Raw genomic sequence first — 22742 nt, forward strand, 5'->3', positions numbered from 1 at the left:
TCAGATCTGCGGCGGGCCAGGATAGTCGGTCAGGCTGACCACCGGACCCATCGCGGCCAGGCCGGACGGGTTCTCCAGCCATTGGTCCCGAACGATGATGATGCTGTTCGGCAGGAAGATCGTGAAGTCGCCGTAGGTGCGCAGGTAGGCGTCGCCGTAGGACAGCGTGCCGGTCGAGTACGGCGGCACATTCTGCTTGACCGTGGTGGATTCAGAGTCCTTTTCCTGAACGGATCCGGTATAGAGAACGGTTGATTCGAATTCGATCTGCTGGCCGACGAAGAGACTGGACTTCTCCTTGATCTTGATCCCCCCACCAGCCGACCAGCTGTCGGTCTCTGACTTGTAGGTGGTGAGGGTTTCGGAGAAGGAGTTCTGCTGCGATGCATTGTTGTAGTTGTAGCGGTCCGGCGCGGTCACCGGTGCGGTGTAATAACTTTGGCCTGTCACATTGACGCCGCACGAACCGGGAGTTTGGCCCGCGTTGTCGTAGTAGCACGCGGCGTCGACCGCCGCGGAAGCGAGGTTCGGGTCTGAGGTGAGGTCGAAGGAACTGAGGCTGGGCTGGATGATGTACATCACCTCGGCGGAATTCGGCTCATCCTCACCGCCATCCATGCAGGCCGAGCTCTTGCATTGAACGGAGGATCCGCCGTCGGGATAGTTCTTGAGAATCGCCTCGCTCACCGTCGCGGGGCCGCCGTCGTTGCGCTGCCATTTCACCACGGCCTCCTGCGCACCGTATGAGGCGTAGTCGACCTCGATTCGCACCATCTGAAACGGCTGAAGAACGTAACCGACCGTCGGGGATTCGTCTTCTTCGATCTCGCCGCTGATCGCGATGAGCTTCTGCGGGTATGGGGTGAGGTTGACGATCTCGTAACCGCGTGTAGACAGTTGATAGGGACGACCGGTGAGCAGGACGCTGGGCAGATTCAGGATCGCCCTCGTTTCATCTTTCACGAAGTCCCGGATCGCCGCGCTGAATGTCTTTCGGGCCGGGGCGGGATCCGCCACCGGCGGCGCGATATCCACTGGTGTCGGATTGCTCACCGGTGCCGACGTATTCGTGGGCGCTGTTGGCGTGGAGTTCGAGTTCGGGTAGGGATCGGGACCGGTGCCGATGGCATAGTCGACCGTGGTCCAGACCGGCGGGGCCACCAGCGATCCGTCCTCGTTCTCCGCGTCCGCAGGGACGGGGCTGACATACTCGATGCCGGGAATCTTGATGGTGACGTTCTTCTCGGTCAGCGTCATGTCGACGGTGTCGTGATACTCGCCGTAGGACAGCTGGATCTGGCCGTACATGCCGGGTGCCACATTCACCGTGGCACCTTGCTTTGTGATCACGCCGTCGCTCCAGCTGTGCCCGTACTTCTGCTGGAGCACCGCACTGATTTCCGTCTCGAAATTCAGCGGTCCGAGTGAGAACTTGACCGAGCCGCCGGCAGCGATCTTCAAGTTCTCTTCGATGCCGTTGCTCTTGACGGCCTCGTGGATCACCTCGTAGGTATTGGCGGAATTCACTGTGCCGTAGTTGAACACGGTGTTGCCGACGTTTTTGGCGGCGGAGTACACCACCTGGGAGTCGACGGCGTCCTGTGTGCAACTGCCTCGGTTCTCGCACAGTGCCGTGGCGACGATCGCTTGGCCGACACCATCGGTCGGAGCAATGGTGATTTCGGTGCCTGCTTTCGGCAGGAATAGCACTGTCTGGCTCACCGCCGCCTGGGGAGTCCCGGACACCGGGGTCGGCGTGTTGAATACATCGGATTGCAGGTTGCTGCTCGACGGGGTGACGAAAGCACTGTCGAAACGGATGTAGACGTCGAAGGTGTCGACGCCGTCCGTCCAATCCATCGTGGCTCGGCTGGATGTGTCCTCATCGTTGTTGGTGTAGAACCCCATTTCGACCTGCCGCGCATTGTCGAGGACATAGCCGTTCTGTGGGCCGAATGCCAGGGGATCGTATGTCGACAAGTTGGTCAGGGTGAGCGGCCGGCCGGTCAAGTTGATGAAGGTGGTTTGGATACTGGGCTGTGGAGTGGGGATGTCGGTGCTGGACACACACTTTGAATCCACGCACGAACCGGGAAACTCCTCGTCCGCCTTGCCGGTGAGGTCACCATATAGGGTGCGGATCGGCTGCAGAAGGGTTTCGAGTGCCAGCGCCAGCCGGCCTCCCACGGGCGGCGGGTCGGAGGCGGCTACCGCACGACTTGCGAATTGTCCGGTGCTCGAATGTATTTCCCCGACTTCGCGACGTGCGCCCGCAGCCAGCATCCACGCGGCTGGACTCTCAGGGATATTGGTCAGCGGCTTCACCAACGAGTTCAGCACCGATGTCAAGGAACGGGCGTCGGCGCGTACAGTCTTGACCTCGGCGGTGACATTTGCGATTACCTTGTCCGACACCGCTGCCGAGGATTGCCGTGACGCAGCGGGCAGAACTGCAGCGTCACGGTTCGCCGCCGAACGCGTTGCCTTAGGCGATGATCCGGCTTTCGTCCGCACAGAAGAGTCGCTCGACTTCGGGGTGACGGAGCCTTTGCTTGGCTTGCCTGAAGAAGCCTTCGGCTTTCGTGTCGTCGATGCCGGCGCTGGGCTTCCCTGACTCGAGTTGGCCGAGGGCGGGTCGTTGTCCGCCGACGCATCAGGGGCCGCTGTTGCGGTGGCACTGCTCGCCATCGCGACCCCGAGACCCAATGCGACAGTGGCAGCCGCTGAACGAGTGGCGAGCTTCGCAGATTTCATCAAGGCCTCCGACGGTGGCGGTGAGCGCAGGGACCAATCCCGGCAGCCCTCAATACCTATCAGGCCTGATCATTTGACGCTGCAGTCAGTAATAGTGTTCAGCAGAACGTGGCGGTGTGTTCCGCTTTCATACTCCAATCGAACATGTTGAGCCCCAGAAGAACTCGGACATGCCGCAGTTGCGGTACAGTCGACCAGCTAGTGTGTCGCGTGGTCCTTGACCCCGCTCACCAGCGTGATGCTGGACAGCATGTTGGCCGCCTCGGCGTCCGCCGACTCAACCGACCGGCCCACGGTCTTCAGGTAGTCGATCAACGTGGTCTCCTGCGCCGTCCATCCGCGCTCGGCGAACCACTGCGCGGCAGGCGCATGCTGCTCGTTGTACACCAATTGCCACCACTGGCCGCGCTCGTCGTCGCTTGCCTTCGCTTCGTGGACCTTCTCGCGGAACGCATCGCGATCCATCGGTCGCCCCTCCTCGACCGCGACGTGGCTGCCCGGAGCGGCCAGCGCGTCGATCCCGGTGAACAGCTGCTCCTGGGCACTGGCGGGCAGATAGATGAGAAGGCCTTCGGCAATCCATGCCGAGGGCTCGTCGGTCCGGAAACCGCTGTCGCGCAGGGCTTGCGTCCAGTCGTCGCGCAAATCGATCGCGATCTCCTTGCGCTCGGCTTTCGCGGTGGCACCGTGCGCGGCCAGGGTCTCGCGTTTGAACTGCAGCACCTGCGGCTGGTCGAGTTCGTACACGGTCGTGCCCGCCGGCCAGTCCAGCCGGTAGGCGCGGGAATCGAGGCCCGCGGCGAGCAGGACGATCTGACGAACGCCCGCCCGCGCCACCGCGCGGAAGTACGCGTCGAAGTACCGGGTGCGCGCGGCCTGGAAGGTGACGAAGTGTTGTCCGAACTCCGGGGTCTTCAGCGGATGCTCGGGCGCCTCGCCGTCCAGCACCGCAGCCCATGGACCACCCGCGGCACGACAGAACACCTCGGCGAACGGGTCGACCGCCAGCGGGTCGGGTTTCTGGGCCTCGAGTGCTCGGGCGGCCGCGACGAACAAAGCCGTCGAACCGACGCTGGTGGTGATGTCCCAGGTGTCGTTGTCACTTCGCACTGCCGCGAGGGTACCCGCGGAATCTGGCAAGGTGTGGGCGACAGATGTCAGTGCGAGGGAATCTCAATGTCCGAGAAAAGGACTCGAACACCCCCGGTCGACAGTCGCGCCATCGCCTCGAAGAACGCGCCGAACTCCGGGGTGGCCACTGCTGCGCTGGCAGCGTCGTAGTCCGGGTAGTACAGGTCGATCATCCGGTAGGCCGGAGTCGGCGAACCGTCCTCCTTTGGCCACACCTTCGAGGTCTCGAACCGAATGTGGCCCGGAATCTTGCGGGCGGCTTCGAGTTGTTCGGCCTCGTAAGCGGCCTCGAAGGCATCCGGATCGGTGGGGTTGTCGTAGATGACCGTGATCTTGGTTTCCGGCACCTGATCTCCTCTGACGTTACTGACGCTGGCGATGCCAGCCAGTATTGCCGGTCATGCCCCAAAGCGATACCCGAACCGATTCCGGCAGGGTCAGACCAGCGGCCGGCCGGTCCGGATCCGCCAATCCACGTCGCGCAGAAGCAGATTGAACGGGAATTCGCGGATGACCCGTGGAGTCAGGTTGTTGACGAACCGGATACCCGCCATCAACCGGTCGAACTTGCGCTGTTTGTCGGGATTCCAGTCGAGGTGCATCTCGTCGCGGAAGCGCTGCGGCAGGAAGCCCGTGGTGATCAGCAGGTTGAATTGTTCGAGCGGTTCCTGCACCCGCTTCGGCAGTCGCACGCCCCGGATCCGCGACACCGCGAACGGGTACAGATATTCGCGGATGGTGTCGTCGATGTGCAGCTTGTCCAGCGATTGCCGCCAGTACTCGTCGAATGCCGCCCGGTCGGCAGGCCACATCTCGGCGGGTACCTGCAACGTGGTGGCCAATGCCGCGCTCTCCCGGTAGTGCCGGTCGGCGGTCTCGTCGTCCATCTCGCCGATGAACACCCGGGCCACATCGACTCCGCCCTTATAGAGGCACGCGGCCACCCAGAGCTGCAAGTTCTTGTCGAACGCGTTGTACTCGACCGGGCTGTCGGGGGTCGAATACACCTGCGCGTGCGACTTGTTGACCGCACGTCGATAGGCCTTCTTCTGCTCGTCGGTGCCGCGGGTGGCCACCGCCAGGTAAGTGAAGGTTGTGCGTGCCCGTTTGATCGGGTGCCGATCGGCTCGTCCGCTCTCGACCCGGCTCTCCATCACGCCGTAGCCGACACCCGGCAGCGCCAGCTCCATGATCACGTTCGCCGGGCCTGCGAGCAGCGCAACACCCATCAGCCCATCGTCGAAGCCCGGCCCCCACTTGCGGCGGCGAGCCGACGGCATCGGCGGCGCACTCACCGCCCGGTCGACGTGGCTGATGACGGGTTCACGGATCGCCACGCTGGGGCCACCTATCAAACGGGAATCTGACAACGAATGTTTCCCAATATTGCCGCGCTGGCCTGAGCAATGTCAAGATGGGCTAATGACGCAGGCACGGCCCTACGGCGGCGTGGACGCCGCCGATCGGCTGGCCCGGAGACGGGCCCGTCTACTGGAGGCCGGGCTGGAGCTGCTGGGCAGCAATGTCGACCCGGCTGAGCTGACGGTTCGGGGTATCTGCCGAGAGGCCGGCGTCGCCACCCGCTACTTCTACGAAAGCTTCGCCGACAAGGACGAGTTCGTCGCGGCGGTTTTCGACTGGGTGGTCGCCGACCTGGCCGCCACCACGCAGGCCGCCGTGGCAACCGCCCCGGTCGATGCGCAGAACCGCGCGGCCATGGCCAACATCGTGCGAACCATCGAACTCGATCCGCGGGTGGGTCGGCTGATGTTCAGCTCGCAGCTGTCCAACACCACGGTCGTCCGCAAACGACAGGAGTCCGGCGCGCTGTTCGCGATGCTGTCGGGCCAGCACGTCGAAGCCTTGCTACACCGTCCCGCCAACGATCGGATCAAGGCGTTCGCGCACTTCGTCGTCGGCGGCGTCGGACAGACCATCAGCGCCTGGCTGGGCGGCGCGATCACACTGACACCCGCCGAACTCGCCGATCAGCTCACCGCGATCATCGACGAGCTGGGTGATCCGCGGCTGTTCCGCGACTAACCAGCGGCGATCGGCTGCTTGCGGTCGGCCGCCGTCTTGGGCGCAGTTGCAGCTTCGTGATCGGTGAACTCCCTGGTCCAGCAAGCGAATTCGAGGACAATGCCGTCCGGGTCGCTGAAGTAGAAGGACCGTACGTACACCCCGGGATGGAGTTCGCGAGTGGCCCCCTGCGGACTGTCGTCGTGGTTGAGCACCGGCCCCACCCGCACACCTTTGTCCTTGAGCCGCCGGCGGTACTCGTCGAACTTCTCCTCCGGCACGTGGAAGGCCAGGTGATTCATCGAGCCCACCGCGCTGACGATCGACCCCAGGCCGGGCAACGCTGCCGGGGTGGTGCTGCCCACCGTGCCGTCCGGCGCCTCAGCGAACCAGAAGAACGCAACGCAATCGCCGTTGCCTGCGTCGAAAAAGAAGTGCTGCCCCAGTCCGTCCGGCAGATTCAGCGACTTGACCAGCGGCATACCCAGCACGTTCGAGTAGAAATCGACAGTGCGCTCCATGTCCGAGCACACCAATGCGATGTGGTTGATTCCCCCGAGCTCGAATTCTGGGTTGGTGTTGTGCGGCTTTATCACGGCGTCCCCCACAGATCCTGGTCGACTCTCCCAACCGAACCTAACACCGGATTCAGGCATGCACATCGACGCTGACGAATATCGTCTCCTCAGCGATCCACACCCGAAGGAGGCCACCGACATGCCCACCCCCGGAGTCGTGCGCGAATTCATCGGAGTGTCCTCGCCAACCGCGCGCCGCGCCGGCGCTGGCGGTCACCCCTGCCAGGGGCTTTACCATCGCGGAGTCGGCCGCAAGCCGAAGGTCGCCGTGATCGCCACCCACTATCAGATCGACTTCTCCGAGCATTACCTCGCCGATTATCTGGCCACCCGCGGGGTCGGCTTCCTCGGCTGGAACACCCGCTTCCGCGGATTCGAAAGCAGCTTCATGCTCGACCACGCCCTGGTCGACATCGGTGTCGGGGTGCGCTGGCTACGCGACATCCAAGGAGTAGAAACAGTTGTGCTCCTTGGTAATTCGGGAGGCGGCTCATTGATGGCGGCCTATCAATCCCAGGCCGTCGATCCCAACATCACCCCGTTGGACGGCATGCGGCCCGCCGCAGGTCTGACCGAACTGCCGGCCGCCGACGGCTACATCGCCAGTGCCGCCCACCCCGGGCGCCCCGACGTCCTGACCTCCTGGATGGACGGCGCCGTCACCGACGAAAACGATGCACTGGCCACCGATCCCGACCTCGACCTGTTCGACGAGCGCAACGGGCCACCGTTCTCCGACGACTTCCTGGCTCGCTACCGGTCAGCTCAGATAGCCCGTAACCACGCCATCACCGACTGGGCGGAGAGCGAGCTCAAGCGGGTGCAAGCCGCAGGTTTCTCCGATCGGCCGTTCACCGTGATGCGTACCTGGGCCGATCCGCGCATGGTGGACCCGGCCATCGAACCCACCAAACGTCAGCCCAACCTCTGCTACGCCGGTGTTCCGGTGAAAGCCAACCGCTCCGCGCACGGCATCGCGGCAGCCTGCACACTGCGCGGCTGGCTCGGCATGTGGAGCCTCAAGACCGCCCAGACCCGCGCAGAACCGCATCTGGGCCGGGTCACGGTCCCGGCATTGGTGATCAACGCCGAACAGGACACCGGGGTGTTCCCGTCCGACGCTCAGCGCATCTTCGACGCATTGGCCAGCACCGACAAGACTCTGTGCGCCATCGACACCGACCACTACTTCACCACGCCGGGCGCGCGCGGCGAGCAGGCGGACATGATCGCGAAGTGGATCGCCAAGCGGTGGCGCTGAGAGTTCTGGCGCACTTTCTCCCTGGCGAGAAGGTGCTGGATACTGTTGAGCCAGAATCGGATTGGCTTGACATTCACTGGTGTCACGAAGACGACGACGAGGCGCTGCACCGCGCGCTGCCCGATGCCGAGGTCATCTGGCACGTGTTGCGTCCACTGTCCGGCGAGGATCTGCGCCGCGCACCGCTGCTGCGACTGGTGCACAAGCTGGGCGCGGGAGTGAACACCATCGACGTCGAGACAGCCGACGAGCTGGGCATCGCGGTGGCCAACATGCCGGGCGCCAACGCACCCTCGGTCGCGGAGGGCGCGGTGCTGCTGATGCTGGCCGCGTTGCGCCGGCTTCCCGCACTGGACCGCCTCACCCGGCAGGGCCTCGGCTGGCCGACGGACCCCAGCCTGGTCGAGACCGTGCGCGACATCGGCAGCTGCACTGTCGGCCTGGTCGGCTACGGCAACATCGCCAAACGCGTCGAGCGCATTGTGCTCGCGATGGGCGGCACCGTCCTGCACACCAGCACCGCCGACGACGGCACCGCCACCTGGCGTTCGCTGCCCGATCTCCTCGCCGGCAGCGACGTGATCAGCCTGCACCTGCCGCTGACCGCGGTGACCGACAAGCTGATCAACCGGGCTGCGCTGGACGCCATGAAGCCGCATGCGGTGTTGGTCAACACATCTCGCGGCGGTGTGATCGACGAACCCGCGTTGATCGACGCCCTGCGCGATGGCCGGCTGGCCGCCGCGGGACTCGATGTGTTCACCGAGGAACCCGTCGACCCGGGCAGCCCGCTACTACAGCTCGACAACGTCGTGGTGACTCCCCACGTCACCTGGTGCACCGTCGACACCATGCGCCGCTACCTGATCCACGCCGTCGACAACTGCCGCCGCCTGTACGACGGGCGCGACCTGGTCAACGTCGTCAACGGGAGGCCGGATGTCCGTCGTATCGACCGGTGAGAAGTCGCTGGAAGCGCGCACCCTGCGCAAGGTGGCCGTGCGCGCCCTGCCCTTCTTGATGGCGCTGTACTTCGTCAACTACCTCGACCGCACCAACCTCGGCATCGCCAAAGCCGACATCAGCGAGCACCTCCAGCTCACGGCAAGCATGTTCGGCCTGGCCTCAGGCATCTTCTTCATCGGATACGTCCTGGTCGAGGTGCCGTCCAATCTGGCGCTCGAACGCTTCGGCGCTCGTCGTTGGCTCGCCCGTATCGCAGTCTCATGGGGGATCGTCGCCGTCGCAATCGGATTCGCGCCCAACGCGCCCACCCTGCTGGCGCTGCGATTCCTGCTCGGCGTCGCCGAAGCGGGGCTGTTCCCCGGGGTGATCTTCTATCTGACCCGCTGGTTCCCCGCCGCCTACCGGGCGCGGATCGTGGCGATGTTCATGATGGCCAGCCCGATCGCCGCGGCCGTGGGAACTCCGTTGGCGGCGTGGATGATCCAGATCGGCGAAGGCATGCTCGGGCTGGCCGGCTGGCAATTCATGATGATCGGCGTCGGACTGCCCGCCATCATCCTCGGCGTGATCTGCTGGTTCTACCTGACCGACCGGCCCGCCGAGGCGCACTGGTTGCAGCCCGACGAACGGCAATGGCTGATCGACGTGCTGGCCGACGAGGAACGCGATGTCGCAGGCAGCTTCGACTTCCCACTGCGCCGGGCGTTGACGAGCCCGCGGATCTGGCTACTGGCTCTGGTGTACTTCGGCGTCGCCTATGGCCTGTACGCGCTGGCGTTCTTTCTGCCCTCGATCATCTCCGACTTCAAGAAGACCTTCGATGTGCACCTGTCGATCGTGCAGGTCGGGTTGATCACCGCGGTGCCCTACACCCTCGCCGCGATTGCGATGTATCTGTGGTCGCGCCACGCCGACCGCCAGAATGAACACGTCTGGCACGTTGCGATCCCAATGGGGTTGGGCGGCTTGGCCATTCCGGTCGCACTGTATCTGCACTCCCCATTGCTGGTGATGATCCCGGTCTGCGTCGCCGCGATGGGCGTCTTCAGCGCGATCCCCAGCTTCTGGGCGCTGCCTGCGCAATTCCTCACCGGTGCCGCCGCCGCGGGCGGGATCGGGCTGATCAACTCGATCGGCAACCTCGGCGGATTCGCAGCCCCGTACGCCACCGGTGCGCTGAACCAGTTCACCGGCAGCGACAAGGCCGGCATGTGGGCGGTGGGCATATTCATGCTGATCTCCGCGGTCGTGGTGGTGGCGCTGCGCGCGACCCCCGAGCGCGACGCACAGGACTAACGGCGCCGAGCGTGCGCACAGATCGTGATTCAGACCGGCGGAGCGATCTGGTCGCACACTCGACCTCACCCACGGCGGGCCGGACGGCTGAGTAGGCCGTAACTGGACAGGTACCCTGGCCCCCAACCCACCGGTTAATAGGGAAGGCACCCGACATGCCCATCGCCATCACCCAGGAGCACAACGACCTCGCCGATTCGGTGAAGTCCCTCGTCGCACGGGTCGCGCCGTCCGAAGTCCTGCACGAGGCCCTGGAGACGTCGATCCCCAACCCGCCGCCGTACTGGAAAGCAGCGGCTGAGCAGGGGTTGCACGGCCTGCACCTGGCCGAGTCGGTCGACGGCCAGGGCTTCGGCCTGTTGGAGCTTGCGATCGTGATCGCCGAGTTCGGCTACGGTGCCGTCCCCGGGCCGTTCGTCACCTCGGCGATAGCCAGTGCGCTCATCTCCGCCCATGACCCGGAAAACGAGCTGCTGAGCAAGTTGGCATCCGGCGAGCTGATCGCCACCTGCGCGCTGGAGTCCGGCCTGACCGCGACCCGCCAGGACGGCTCGCTGGTGATCCGCGGCGAGGCCCGCTCGGTGCCCGCTGCCGCACAGGCGACCGTTCTGGTGCTCCCCGTCGCGATCGAGAGCGGCGTCGAATGGGTGATCCTCGATGCCGACCAACTCGAAATTCAGCCGGTCAACTCGGTGGACCTGTTGCGCCCGGTGGCGCATGTCCGGGCCAACGCCGCCGAAGTCAGTGCCGACCGCGTGCTGTCGAACCTTTCCCAGGAGGCAGGTCGAGCGATCCTCACCACTCTGCTGTCGGCCGAGGCCGTCGGCATCGCCCGCTGGGCCACCGACACGGCCGCCGCGTACGCGAAGATCCGCGAACAGTTCGGCCGCCCGATCGGCCAGTTCCAGGCCATCAAGCACAAGTGCGCCGAGATGATCGCCACCACCGAGCGGGCCACGGCGGCGGTCTGGGATGCTGCGCGCGCACTGGACGAAGCAGCCGAAAAGGCCTGGGACAACGAGCAAACCGCGTACGAGTTCGCTGCCGCCGTGGCTGCCGGTCTGGCGCCGGCTGCCGCCCAGCACACCACCCAGGACTGCATCCAGGTGCACGGCGGTATCGGCTTCACTTGGGAACACGACACCAACGTCTACTACCGTCGCACGCTGGGTCTGGTCGCCGCATTCGGGCGCCCGAGCGAATACCAGCAGAAGGTCTTCGACACCGCGACCAGCACGGGCATGCGGGCCATCAACATCGACCTCGACCCCGAAACCGAGAAGCTGCGCGACGAGATCCGTGCGGAAGTTGCTGCCCTCAAGGCGATTCCGCGCGAGGAGCGCAAGGTCGCGATCGCCGAGGCGGGTTGGGTACAGCCGCATCTACCCAAACCGTGGGGCCGGGCCGCCAAGCCGATCGAGCAGATCATCATCGCGCAGGAGTTCACCGCCGGACAGGTCAAGCGCCCGCAGATGGGAATCGCGGCCTGGCTGATCCCGTCGATCGTCGCGTTCGGCAACGATGAGCAGAAACAGCGTTTCCTGCCGCCGACGTTCCGCGGCGAGATGATCTGGTGCCAGCTGTTTTCCGAGCCGGGCGCGGGCTCCGATCTGGCCAGCCTGACCACCAAGGCCACCAAGGTCGACGGCGGCTGGCGCATCACCGGACAGAAGATCTGGACCACCGGCGCCCAGTATGCCCAGTGGGGCGCACTGCTGGCGCGGACCAACCCGAGCGCGCCGAAGCATAACGGCATCACCTACTTCCTGCTGGACATGAAGGCCGAGGGCGTGGAGGTCAAGCCGCTGCGTGAGCTCACCGGTCACGCCATGTTCAACACGGTGTTCATCGACGACGTGTTCGTTCCGGACGAGCTGGTGCTGGGCGAGGTGGACCGCGGGTGGGAGGTCAGCCGCAATACGTTGACCGCCGAACGGGTTTCGATCGGAAGCAGCGAGCCGGGATTCCTGGCCAACCTCGACGGGTTCGTGGACTTCGTCAGCAAAGGACACTTCGACCAGGTCGGCCATCACCGGGCAGGCGAACTGATCGCCGAGGGGCACGCGGCCAAGCTGCTGAACCTGCGCTCGACGTTGCTGACCCTGGCCGGCGGCGATGCGATGCCGTCGGCCGCGATCTCGAAGCTGCTGTCGATGCGCACCGGGCAGGGGTACGCCGAGTTCGCGGTGTCCTCGTTCGGCGTCGACGGGGCCATCGGTGATCCCGCAGAGCTGCAAGGCAAGTGGGCAGAGTATCTGCTGGGCAGCCGATCGACGACGATCTACGGCGGCACCTCTGAGGTGCAGCTCAACATCATCGCCGAGCGCCTGCTGGGCCTGCCCCGCGACCCGTAGAACTCGGCGGTCAGGCCTGCGGGTAGGGCGCCCAACGCTTGTCGAAGCCGGCCTTGCGCAGCGCGAGCTGTTGGTCACGCTCGGCCTGCGTGATCACAGCGGTGCCGTTGGTGTTGTGGGTGAGCTCGTCGAGCTTGACCACCTGTGACTGGACGCTGGGCTGAGCCGGATCCTCGGTGTCCAAATTCTGGAATCGCATCGAAATGATGCCCTGATTCAGGCCTCCGGTCGAGATCCAGTTGGCCACAAGCGGATCGGTGGGAGAGATCACAACGGTGTAGGTTCCGTCGTCGTTTTGCACAGCCTGGTCGGAGTTGAGGCTTGTGGGCTCGTTCCAGTAGTCGTCGGTGATCGTCCAGTCGTTATATACCGGGATGCTGACGAACTTGGCGTTGCCGGGATCGATGGTCAGCACCAGCGCCTCGTCGTCGGCAAGCTGGAAGTAGCCGTTGCTCTGCAACTGATTGGCCAAGAACTCGGCGTTACTTGCCGGCTCTGTCATGGTGTTGGGCTGGCGTGGCATCCCGGTCGCGGGATCCGTGGTGGCCAACGCCATGTACTTGGCTTCCTGGTTCGCGCCGCGAATGACCATCAGTAACGCCGTCAGCGTTCCGTGCACGATGGGTGTGTCGGCGATCGGCAACGGCGGCACCAAAGAGACCAACTTCGCCAGCGTCGGATTGTTGTTGACCACCGCGCCGAAGAACAGGAATCCTCCGAGCTGAGCAAATAAACTGTTCGGTGGCCCACCGACCTTGTGCACCGCCAGATCCATCGGCTCTTCGGTGTTCCAGTCGCCCAGCGTGTTTCGCACCGCGACCAGGGTGGAGCTTGACGTCAGCTGGAGATGGTTCTTCTCCCCCGGCGTCGCCGGCGCACCGCTGACCGTGATCACGAACGAACCGTCATCGCTGACATCGATGTCTTTGAGGCTCAGGATCGTCGACGTCTTGCCCGAACTACCCTCCAGCACACTGAATGTGGTGTCGGCGGGGATCGCGTCGTAGAAGCGCCCGGTGATCACGTACTCCGATGTCTTGTTGACAGGGATGAACCGATAGATGGTGTCGGGGTTGTCATAGAGCAACCGCGATCCAGCGACATCCACCCCGTACCAGCTGTGCGGAGGCGCCACCTGGGTGACCACCGCAGGGTTCATCGGGTTGAGAATCTGTTCGGAGAATGCCGAGGCCAGGGCGTACTCGTCGACCGCGTTGTTCAGCGCGTCCAGGTTCGCCGCGTCGGGCCCGCCAACCAGCGCGAACTGCCTGTTGGCTGCGGCGAGAAAGCCCTGGCGCAGAACGAATTTCATCAGCGCCACCGGCAGTGTGCGGACCGCCTGCATGGCGAGCTGCTCGCGGGAGACCTGCTGCTGGGTGCCCAGCGGACTGACCTGGTTGGTCAACTCGACCATGGTTGTTCCCGCGGCGCCCTGCTGCAGTGGCGCGGAGCGGCGACGGGTGTAGGCCACTGCGGCCAGATCGGTGGGTGATGCGACCGGAGCGGCCGGATCAGTGGCCCGGACCCTGTGCGACGACGCCACTGCGCGGGGCTGGCCGGTCACCGTGGCCGGGGCAGATGTGGCCGTGACACGCGCCGACCCCGCCTGGGCACGCTGACTCGCGGCAGCGCCGCCGGATTTCTTCGCACTCGCAGCGTGCGAGGACGAGCCCGCACCCGACGAATGCGCTGAGCCGCCAGTGTCGGCCTCCGCGGTCGGCATGGCGATGGCCGCACCGACACCGAGGAACAAGGCCAATGCACCTACCCGGCCGACGTACTTGGCGTGACTCGTTCGCAGCGGCGAGCCGCCGTCGACACCTCGGACAGACCAGGCCGCTTGGTGCATCATGCCTCCTGTGCGGTGCGTCACTCAGAATCTCTGGTGTAGCACAGATCACAGCGCTAATGCAACAGTATGGATGGTCTGTCTAACCGATGAAACACTTGGCTGATTCTGTCTCGGACAGGGTGGCTACTTCACCTCGATGTCGCGCAATTCCCGCTTGAGTATCTTGCCCGTGGGGTTGCGCGGCAGCTCGGAGAGGAACACCACCTCACGCGGAACCTTGTAGCGCGCAAGGTGTTCGCGCACATAGTTCTTGATCGCGTCCTCGGTGAGTTCGGCTTCTTCACGCAGCACGACGAATGCGCGAAGCCGGGCACCCCAGTCGGGATCGTCGACGCCGAGCGCGGTGGCCTCGACGATGTCGGGGTGGCCGCTGATGAGGTCCTCGACCTCGGCCGGGAAGACGTTCTCACCGCCGGAGACGATCATCTCGTCGTCGCGGCCACTGACGAACAGCAGGCCGTTGTGATCGAAATAGCCGACGTCACCGGACGACATCAACCCGTCGATGATCTGCTTGTGACCGCCACCGGTGTAGCCCTCGAACGGGAAGCTGTTCCCGACGAAGATCCGCCCGACCTCGCCCTGCGGTAGCTCGTTGCCGTTGTCGTCGAGGATCTTGACGGTGACGCCGGTGACGACAGGACCCACCGTGGCCGGATTCATCTGCAGATCCTTGGGCCCGGCGATGGTGGCGAATGCGACTTCCGTTGAGCCGTACATGTTGTAGATGACCGGACCGATGTCCTTCAGCGCCCGGGTGGCCAGTTCCGCGCCGAGCTGAGAGCCGGAGACGAACACGATCCGCAGCGGCGACAGGTCCGGTTTGGTTTCCATCTTCTCCAGAGCATCGAGCATCCGCGCAAGCATCACCGGGACCACCACGATCGCGGTCACTCCGTGCTTCGCCACGTCCTGCAACACGATGTCCGGCTTGAACTTTCGATGCAGCACCAGCGTCGAACCCAACGTCAGGGCGATGGTGGCATGCAGATATCCCAGGGCATGGAACATCGGCGACGGCAACGCAGTGACCTCGCCGGCACGGAACGGCACGGCGGACAGAATCCCGCCGATCGGCGCGAGCGTCGGCGGGGTGTTGCGGGTGGCCCCCTTCGGGGTTCCGGTGGTGCCGCTGGTGAGGATGATGATCGACGACCGCTTGGTGGCCTTCGGCGCGGGTTCGGTGCTGCTGCGCTTGATGACCTCGGCCAGGGTTTCGTCGGTGCTGCCCGACGGACCGTCGGCATCGGGGTTGGTCCCCAGTGCCCGCAGCTTGCCCAGTGGCGGCTCGGCGAGCTTGACCGCGTCCGCGTACTCGTCGTCGTAGATGATCAGCTTGGCGCCCTCACGCTCGGAGACGTCCCTGATCTGCGGTCCGGAGAATTCCGTGTTCAGCATGATCGTCCTGGCGCCGACCCGGGCGGCACCGTAGTTCGCGATCACGAACCAGCGGTGGTTCCGCGCCAGGATGGCTACCCCGTCGCCACCGGTGACGCCCTTGGCCAGCAACGCGTTGGCGACAGCGTTGGCGGCGTCGTCGAGTTCTTTGAACGTCATCGAACCCTCGTCGTCGACGATCGCCGCTTTGTTCGGTGTGCGGCGGGCGTTGAGCGCCGGAACCATCCCGATCTCGCCCCATCGTCGGATGTCGGCCACCATCCCGATGAGATTCTGGGGCGGCTCCAGGCGGAAGGCGCCCGACTCGATCATTTTGGCCAGGTAGTGCAGCTCAGCGGAGCCTCGGACGGCCAATCGCTGAGCCTTGGCCAGTGCCTGCGCGGGGAGATCGAAAAGACTGGGCATGGTTCCAACCCTAGGTGACGCACGTCGCAGCCAAGACGGAACGAGCTGCCTAATTACCATGGGCTGATGGACGTGGACGGCCGCCAGGTCACCATCAGTCATCCCGACAAAGTGGTCTTCCCCGAAGCCGACGGGCGTGCTCCGGTCACCAAGGGTGACCTTGTCAGCTACTACCTCGCGGTGGCCGACGGCGCGCTGCGCGGTGTCGCCGACCGGCCGATGATTCTCAAGCGATTCGTCAAGGGCATCACCGAGGAAGCGATCTTCCAGAAGCGTGCACCCGAGAAGCGCCCGGACTGGATCGACGTGGCTGAGCTGCGGTATGCCCGCGGTACGTCGGCCAAGGAAGCGGTGCTCCGCGAACCCGCGGGCTTGGCGTGGGCGATCAACCTCGGCTGCGTCGATCTGAATCCGCACCCCGTCCGCTCGGGTGACCTCGACCATCCCGACGAGCTGCGGATCGACCTCGATCCGATGCCGGGTATCGAGTGGCCGCAGATCCTGGACGTGGCCCAGGTCGCGCGGGAGGTGCTCGAGGACCACGGGCTGACGGCCTGGCCCAAGACATCAGGCTCGCGCGGATTCCACATCTACGCCCGGATCGCACCCCACTGGCAGTTCAAGCAGGTACGGCTGGCCGCGGAGACCGTCGCCCGCGAGGTGCAACGCCGCGCGCCCGACCTGGCGACCAGCCTGTGGTGGAAGGAAGATCGTGGCCAACGAGTCTTCGTCGACTTCAATCAGAACGCCAAGGACCGCACCGTCGCCTCGGCCTACTCGGTGCGGGCCACCCCGGACGCGCGGGTATCGATGCCGTTGACGTGGGACGAGGTGCCCGGCTGCCGGGCCGAGGACTTCACGATCCTGACTGTCCCCGCTCGCTTCGCCGAACGCGGCGATCCCTGGGAGTCGATGGACGACGCTGTCGGCTCGCTGGACCGATTGCTCGTGCTGGCCGAGGAGCTCGGCCCAGCCGAGAAGCCGCCGAAAGGCAACAAACCGCTGATCGAGGTGGCCCGCACCAAGACCCGCGACGAGGCGATGGCGGCGTTGGATGTCTGGCGGGCCCGCCACCCCGAGGCCGCCACGGTGCTGCAGCCCACCGACATCCTGGTGGACGGAATGCGCGGGCCGAGCTCCATCTGGTACCGCATCCGGGTCAACCTTGAACATGTTCCCGAGGCTCAGCGGCCGGCGCAGGAGGAGCTGATCGCGGATTACAGTCCCTGGGAGGGATATTCGGGTCGCCAAGGCCGCCTGTAAGGACTCGATGCCACGCACAGGGCGCACACAGGGTGAACAAAGCCGCGAACTCTATCGTGTATGTCGATAGCAGCTCTGACGATAGGACAGCACACGTGCCTGGCCCCACCCCACCGACTCCGGCCGCCATCGACGTTGTCACCCAGGTGGTTTACTACCTGAGCTTGTCGATTCCGCTCGGAATCGGGCTGGCGATAAGCGCTTTGGCCGCACCTGAGTCGCAGGGTGGTCCCGTCGCGCGGCAGGTTCGCAGCCTGGGTGTTCCGGCTGCGATCGTCGTGCTGACGGGTGTGGTGCTGCAGGTCCGTGCCGCCGCGCACCTCAGCGCGATGACGCTTGCTCAGCTGTTCGTGTTGACGCTGGCCGCCTGCGGGTTGGTGGCGATGCGATGGAATCAGTCGCGGACGCTGCCGCTCGGCGTTGCTGCGGCCGCGGTGGTCGCGGCGGTGATCCCCGAAATCCCCATGAAATTCACCAATCTGACTCGACTGGTGTCGAGCGTGCTGACGGCCGTGCACGTTCTCGGTGCGATCACCTGGGTCGGCGGCCTGGTGGTGTTGGCTGCGACCGGAATTGCCGGTCGACGCAATACGATTCGTGACCACGAGGGTGTGGCGGCGGACTGGGCGCGGATCTGGGAGCGATTCAGTCTGGTGGCGACGATCGCCGTCGGCGCGCTGGTGGTCAGTGGCTCCTGGCTGGCGTGGAGTCACGTCGGAACGCTCGGCCAATTGCTCACCACCGCCTACGGGCGCGCGCTCGCGGTCAAGCTGGTCCTGGTGGTGTTGCTGCTGTGCGCCGGCGCCTACAACGTGCGGGTGTTATTGCCGCGCATCCGTGCCGCGCAGTCCGACGGCGATACTCGTGGCCTGTTTCGCCTTGCCGCCCAACACTTCCCCGCGGTGGTCTTCGCCGAAGCACTGGTGGCGATCTGCGTCCTGACCGTGGTCCCGTTCCTGCGCGGCTCGGCGCGCGCTCAAGCGGGCAGCTCTGCGGCGGTGTCGTTCGACCTGGGCACCTTCGGCGTCGGGGTCGTGCTGATCGCGGCCGTCGCGGGCGCCATGTGGGCGGGTACCCGCCGACCGGTCAAGCCCCTTGTGCCCAGTACGCCTGCGCCTTGATCGAGGTGCGCGGGATGCGGTATTGCTCGCGGAGGACCTTCGCGACGGCACGGGTTGTCCGGTTGTCCCACGCGACCCAACCGAAGTGGTCCTGCGCATCGTAGGCGGCCCCGCTCACGGCGTCGACGAGTCCCGCGCCTGATTCGGTGCGGTCGATCCATTCGACCCCGGCGTCGCGAACCACCGGTAACTTTTTGTCGTCGTCGTGGCCGGCCGCGAGGAACACCCGCGCGGGAGCATCGCCGATGGACTCCAGCAGCGAGTTGATCGCGGGCAATGATGCTGTGTCGCCGACGATCACGTAGCCGGCCGGCGCCGGATCGGGCAGCGTGAAGCTGCTGCCGAGCACTGTGGCGCCGATCGTGTCGCCGGGCCGAGCCGCACACGCCCACCGCGAGGCGATGCCGTCGTGCAACGCGAACTCGACGTCGAAGCGGTCGGCGGCCGGGTCGGGGTTGGCCAGTGTGTATCCCCGCTGGTGCAGTTTCGCGCCGTCCGGGAACCACATCCGGATCCACATCGTCGGATGCACATCCCGTTCGGTCAACAGTCCGCCCGCATCGAAGTTCAGTCGCAGGTAGTGCTCGCTGAGCTGTTCCCGGCCTGTCACCGTCAGTTCGTAATCGGCGGCGCCGAACAATCTCAGAATGGTGCCCTGCCAGCCTCGCGACGCCATCTCGTTCGCCACGGCGCTCCTCTCCTCAGACAAGTCGCATACCGGACAACGGGTGCAGCGCAGCCAGAGCGCTGGCCTGCCGTCCGGAGATGCGCGTCAGCCCCGGCGCCGGGGCTGAGTCAGCCGGCGGTCCCTCGGTGCGGATCGCCACACCGGCCTTGAGATCGGTGAGCGGCGAGGGGCCCGCGATCTCCACCACCGTCCACACCTCCTGCGCCGCGGCGGCACTCACCGCGGCCAACGCCGTCTCCGGATCGACGACCGTGTAGGTGGTCAGGTGGCCGCGCGAGTCAGCGACCGATCGCCATCGCTCGCGGGCATCCGTCCCGGCGATGGCAGGCACGTCGTCGGCGTCGACGAGCGCTGTGGTCCAGCCGGTTTCCTGCAGATGGCCGGCCAGGCGGCGAGCCGCGTTCTGGGCGGTCTGACGCAGCGGAATCTGCGGCGATCGGCCTTGCAGCGCAGCCAGATTGCGTGTACCACTGAACGTCAGACCGATCCAGGTCGTGGTCGAATCCGGAGTCGCGCGGGTGGTGACGCGGACGGCGTCGCACACCACTCCGTAACGGTCCAGGTAGCCGGTCAGCAGGCCAAGGGGTAGCTCACCGGGTCGGCTGTCCACCCGCAGCAGAGCAGTCGTCACCGCATCGGTGCCCGTGCCCAGGATGTCGGCGGAAGTGACCTCAATCGGTCTGCGGCTCAGCGGAACTCGCACGCGACGCCACAGGAGCGTGGTCAGGAAGTGACCGCGCCACCAGCTCAGCGACACCAGGACCACAGCGACCGCGATACCCAGCGCCCACCGGTCAGTTATGGACCGCCACGGATACGCCAGCACCGCCGTGACGATCGCCAACCCGACAACAGTGAGCCGACCGGCGCCCGGTCCCTTGACATCAGTCATTCTTGTTCTTCCTTGCGTCTGCGGCTGACGACCGCGACCACGATGACGGTAGCCGCGAGCGCGGCCGTTCCGATGAAGGCCACCGTGCGCGGGGTGTGATCGACCGGAGGTGGTGGTGCAGGCGCCGCAAGCCGTTTGGTGGCCGGTGCCATGTCACCGGTCGGGCTTACGGTCCAGGTGAGGGCGCCGACCGGATCCAGCGCTCCGGCACCAACCAGGTTGGAGGGGTCCTGCGCCGCGTTGTGCGCAGTCGCCGTCAGGCGCCGGATCACCTCGTCGGAACGCATGCCCGGGTTGCGGCTGCGGACCAGTGCCGCGGCTCCGGCGACATAGGCGGCGGCGAAACTTGTTCCGTTCAGCGGTGACATCCCGCCGCGCCCGTCAGGCATGCCGTTGGCCAGCCCGCCCCCGCCATCGTTGCTCAGCGATACGACGTTCTCTCCGGGCGCGGCGATGCCCACCCACGGGCCGGCCATGGTGAAGCCGGTCGGCTGTCCCTCAGCGGTCAGCGCCGCCACCGACAGGACGTAGGGCTGCCACCACGACGGGACCGATACCGAACTGACGCCCGCCCAGTTCCGTGGGTCCCCCGCGCGGGTCGAGTCGCCCGGCGGATTCGACGCGCACTGAGTACCCGGCGCGCCGTCAATGGACGCCCCGGCATTGCCCGCGGCGGCGACGATGACGACGTCTCTGTCGATCGCGGCGTAGCGCAGCGCAGCGCCCAAAGTCTGTTGATCGCCGAGCTTGTCGGGCGTCAGGCAGGTGGTGGTGGAGATGTTGATGACGGTGGCGCCGAGGTCGGCGGCGTGGACGACCGCGCGGGCCAGCGTTTCGATCTCCACGTTCGCCTGGACCGACGCCGGGTCCCTCCCGCCGGCGCTGGGCGAGAACCGCGGCGAAGCCTGCCGGATCGACAGCAGCCGCGCGCCCGGTGCGACTCCGCTGAATCCGTCGGGTCCGGGTTGTCCGCCGATGATCCCGGCCACCAGCGTTCCGTGGCCGTCGCAATCCGTCAGGCCATCGCCCGAGGCGAGGTAGTCGCCGCCGCCGACCACATTCGGTAGCCGTGGTCCCGGCCGGACACCGGTGTCGATGACGGCGACGGTCTGGCCCTCCCCCCGCGAATACTGCTGTGCCCCTGCCAGATCAAGCATTGTCTGATTGGGGCTCACAACGGCTGGGTCGCTGCCGGGACGCACCCCGGTCGTCACGCATTCGGACCGCTGGGACATCCCGGCGGCTGGTCCGGCCGTCCCGGCCGGAGGTTGCGCCCCGGGGTCGGCGACGGGCGGGGTCACTGCGCCGGCTGCGGGTGCCGCGACCAGCAGTACCACCGCGGCGACCGCGGCGGCCCGCATCATCGATCGAGGACCCATGTGAAGACGCCCACGAGGTAGGCCATCACCGGGATCAGCGATGCGTCCACGCCGGCGGCGAGGAAACCCACCAGTCGCCGCACCGGCAGCGAATAGCGTTCCGCGGACGCGGTATCCGGATTGACGGCCACGATCACCCACACTGCGGCGAGCGCTCCGAGCACCACGAGCGCCCACAGCGCGGCGATGAAGCGGTGCTGCGCGGCGAAGGCCGCCAGCAGTCCTGCGGTCACCAGGAACGGCTGAGCGAGCAGCCAGCCCTTGCACGCCGCGGTGTCCCACACCCTGGCGCGGAGCACGGCCGCGGCTGCGGCGGCCGCCACCAGATACCAGCCCCAGACGCCTGGCCCTTCGGTGCGTCCGGCCACCATCAGCGACCCGGCGCAAGACAGCAACACACTGCCCGCGATCACACCGGTCTGGTGCGCTTCGGCGACCCGGACGCGGCGCGGCAGATCGGTCAGCAGCCGGGACGCGGGGCTCGACGGCGTCGGATCACCGGGGGCCGGAATCACCGGCAGCGGGAATCGGGCCCACATCGCGGCGAGCGCGGGGGCCGAGACAGTGAGCAGCAGCGCTACCAGGATCAGCGCACAGCCGACGGTCCGGGCGGGTAGTTGCCACAGCGCCGCGGCGCCGGCGACCAGCAACGCACCGACGCCGACAACTGCTGCGGCGGTGAACAACCCGACGCCGTCCTCGGTCTGGGTCAACACGATCAACGACCAGGCCGCCACCCCGGCCGCGGCCAGCATCACATGCGGCGATCCCCACAGTCCCGGCACGGCCAACCAGAACGCCGACGCGATCGGCAGCAGAGCCGCCGCCGACACCTCGGTCGCGAGCCGGGCGGACCTGGCCCGTAACACCAGTCCGGTGATCGCGGTGAGTATCGCCAGCGCGGCGACCGCGTAGAGGCCGATCGTCGAGACGGTCACGGCGCGGTGGGTGATCGCGACCGCGGACAATGCCACCACGAACACCGCGGCGGCCAGTCGTGCGCCCAGTTGCAGACGGTGCGGCCCCCATGGCCGCGTGCGGGTGGCCGAGAAGATGACGGCGGCGTCGGCGACGTCCTCCACCACGCCGGGAACGGTCGGACCGGCCGGAACAGGCTGCAATGCAAGCAGATCACCGTCCACCACACCGACGGTGTCCAGGCTCGCGTCGACGCTGAACGGCGGACCGCCGATCGGGGCGAGCGTCATCGGCGTGGGGCTGGCGCTCTCGTCGTCGGAGTCCGGCGGCACCAGCCGCTTCACCGCGGGCAGGATCTCGCGCAGCGGCAACTCCGCGGGCAGCGCCACATCGGTGATCCGGCCGTACGCCAGAACGGCGACCCGGACGATCGGTAGCACCGGGGTTTCGGTCATTGTTGTTCT

General features: G+C 66.1%; 19 protein-coding genes. 8 read left to right on the forward strand and 11 right to left on the reverse strand.

The window, feature by feature from the left end; translation table 11 throughout:
* The gene (locus tag BST42_RS04285) at positions 1-2187 is read right to left on the reverse strand and encodes a hypothetical protein (RefSeq protein ID WP_133057413.1); all 2187 of its coding nucleotides are present in this window, start codon (positions 2185-2187) and stop codon (positions 1-3) included.
* Positions 2188-2308: 121 nt separating this feature from the next.
* On the opposite strand from BST42_RS04285, the gene BST42_RS29320 reads away from it, so the two are divergent.
* Complete coding sequence (locus BST42_RS29320; RefSeq protein WP_133057414.1) at positions 2309-2614, forward strand: hypothetical protein; 306 nt, start codon at positions 2309-2311, stop codon at positions 2612-2614.
* 338 nt (positions 2615-2952) lie between these two features.
* Here the strand turns inward: BST42_RS29320 and BST42_RS04290 are convergent, their stop codons facing one another.
* From BST42_RS04290 to BST42_RS04300, 3 genes are all read right to left on the reverse strand, one after another.
* Positions 2953-3864: a class I SAM-dependent methyltransferase gene (locus BST42_RS04290; RefSeq protein ID WP_083117344.1), complete on the reverse strand. Its 912-nt coding sequence runs from the start codon at positions 3862-3864 to the stop codon at positions 2953-2955.
* Positions 3865-3911: 47 nt separating this feature from the next.
* Positions 3912-4232 carry an EthD family reductase gene (locus BST42_RS04295; RefSeq protein WP_083117345.1) on the reverse strand — a complete coding sequence of 107 codons (321 nt, stop codon included), beginning with the start codon at positions 4230-4232 and terminating at the stop codon, positions 3912-3914.
* 90 nt (positions 4233-4322) lie between these two features.
* Positions 4323-5222 (reverse strand): oxygenase MpaB family protein, encoded by a 900-nt coding sequence (locus BST42_RS04300; RefSeq protein WP_083117346.1) that lies wholly within the window; start codon positions 5220-5222, stop codon positions 4323-4325.
* Positions 5223-5307: 85 nt separating this feature from the next.
* Between BST42_RS04300 and BST42_RS04305 the strand changes: the two genes are divergently transcribed.
* Positions 5308-5928, forward strand: coding sequence for a TetR/AcrR family transcriptional regulator (locus BST42_RS04305; RefSeq protein ID WP_083117347.1), 621 nt, complete (start codon positions 5308-5310; stop codon positions 5926-5928).
* Here the strand turns inward: BST42_RS04305 and BST42_RS04310 are convergent.
* Complete coding sequence (locus BST42_RS04310) at positions 5925-6503, reverse strand: VOC family protein (protein WP_083117854.1); 579 nt, start codon at positions 6501-6503, stop codon at positions 5925-5927. The two genes, BST42_RS04305 and BST42_RS04310, sit on opposite strands and share 4 nt — an antisense overlap.
* Before the next feature lie 121 nt (positions 6504-6624).
* On the opposite strand from BST42_RS04310, the gene BST42_RS04315 reads away from it, so the two are divergent.
* The 4 genes from BST42_RS04315 to BST42_RS04330 all read left to right on the forward strand — a co-directional run bounded on the left by BST42_RS04315 (position 6625) and on the right by BST42_RS04330 (position 12362).
* A complete protein-coding gene (locus BST42_RS04315) occupies positions 6625-7746 on the forward strand; it encodes an alpha/beta hydrolase (protein WP_083117855.1) in 1122 nt (373 codons plus the stop codon).
* Complete coding sequence (locus BST42_RS04320) at positions 7722-8708, forward strand: 2-hydroxyacid dehydrogenase (protein ID WP_237159245.1); 987 nt, start codon at positions 7722-7724, stop codon at positions 8706-8708. The genes BST42_RS04315 and BST42_RS04320 overlap by 25 nt, the downstream gene beginning before the upstream one ends.
* Positions 8686-10008, forward strand: coding sequence for an MFS transporter (locus BST42_RS04325; RefSeq protein WP_083117349.1), 1323 nt, complete (start codon positions 8686-8688; stop codon positions 10006-10008). The genes BST42_RS04320 and BST42_RS04325 overlap by 23 nt, the downstream gene beginning before the upstream one ends.
* A 155-nt stretch (positions 10009-10163) precedes the next feature.
* Positions 10164-12362: an acyl-CoA dehydrogenase family protein gene (locus BST42_RS04330; RefSeq protein WP_083117350.1), complete on the forward strand. Its 2199-nt coding sequence runs from the start codon at positions 10164-10166 to the stop codon at positions 12360-12362.
* Positions 12363-12372: 10 nt separating this feature from the next.
* Here BST42_RS04330 and BST42_RS04335 read toward each other — a convergent pair whose 3' ends face one another.
* Both BST42_RS04335 and fadD2 read right to left on the reverse strand, forming a co-directional pair.
* A complete protein-coding gene (locus BST42_RS04335) occupies positions 12373-14211 on the reverse strand; it encodes a DUF1214 domain-containing protein (protein WP_083117856.1) in 1839 nt (612 codons plus the stop codon).
* A 126-nt stretch (positions 14212-14337) separates the two neighbouring features.
* Positions 14338-16017: a long-chain-fatty-acid--CoA ligase FadD2 gene (fadD2, locus tag BST42_RS04340; RefSeq protein WP_083117351.1), complete on the reverse strand. Its 1680-nt coding sequence runs from the start codon at positions 16015-16017 to the stop codon at positions 14338-14340.
* 66 nt (positions 16018-16083) lie between these two features.
* Between fadD2 and BST42_RS04345 the strand changes: the two genes are divergently transcribed.
* Together BST42_RS04345 and BST42_RS04350 are read left to right on the forward strand one after the other, a co-directional pair.
* A complete protein-coding gene (locus BST42_RS04345) occupies positions 16084-17280 on the forward strand; it encodes a DNA polymerase domain-containing protein (protein WP_083117352.1) in 1197 nt (398 codons plus the stop codon).
* A 95-nt stretch (positions 17281-17375) separates the two neighbouring features.
* Positions 17376-18401: a CopD family protein gene (locus BST42_RS04350; RefSeq protein ID WP_083117353.1), complete on the forward strand. Its 1026-nt coding sequence runs from the start codon at positions 17376-17378 to the stop codon at positions 18399-18401.
* Here the strand turns inward: BST42_RS04350 and BST42_RS04355 are convergent.
* Genes BST42_RS04355 through eccD form a run of 4 tightly spaced genes read right to left on the reverse strand, consistent with a single transcriptional unit; the run spans position 18367 to position 22733 of the window.
* Entirely contained in the window at positions 18367-19077 is a 711-nt protein-coding gene (locus BST42_RS04355) for a siderophore-interacting protein (RefSeq protein WP_083117857.1), read from the reverse strand. The two genes, BST42_RS04350 and BST42_RS04355, sit on opposite strands and share 35 nt — an antisense overlap.
* Positions 19078-19102: 25 nt before the next feature.
* The gene (eccE, locus tag BST42_RS04360) at positions 19103-19981 is read right to left on the reverse strand and encodes a type VII secretion protein EccE (RefSeq protein WP_083117354.1); all 879 of its coding nucleotides are present in this window, start codon (positions 19979-19981) and stop codon (positions 19103-19105) included.
* Positions 19978-21345 (reverse strand): type VII secretion-associated serine protease mycosin, encoded by a 1368-nt coding sequence (gene mycP / locus BST42_RS04365; protein WP_083117355.1) that lies wholly within the window; start codon positions 21343-21345, stop codon positions 19978-19980. Before mycP ends, eccE begins: the two co-directional genes overlap by 4 nt.
* A complete protein-coding gene (eccD, locus tag BST42_RS04370) occupies positions 21342-22733 on the reverse strand; it encodes a type VII secretion integral membrane protein EccD (RefSeq protein WP_083117356.1) in 1392 nt (463 codons plus the stop codon). The genes mycP and eccD overlap by 4 nt, the downstream gene beginning before the upstream one ends.
* Positions 22734-22742 lie beyond the last annotated feature (9 nt).

Source organism: Mycolicibacterium rhodesiae (assembly GCF_002086695.1).
In the GTDB taxonomy this organism is placed as follows: Bacteria; Actinomycetota; Actinomycetes; order Mycobacteriales; family Mycobacteriaceae; genus Mycobacterium; species Mycobacterium rhodesiae.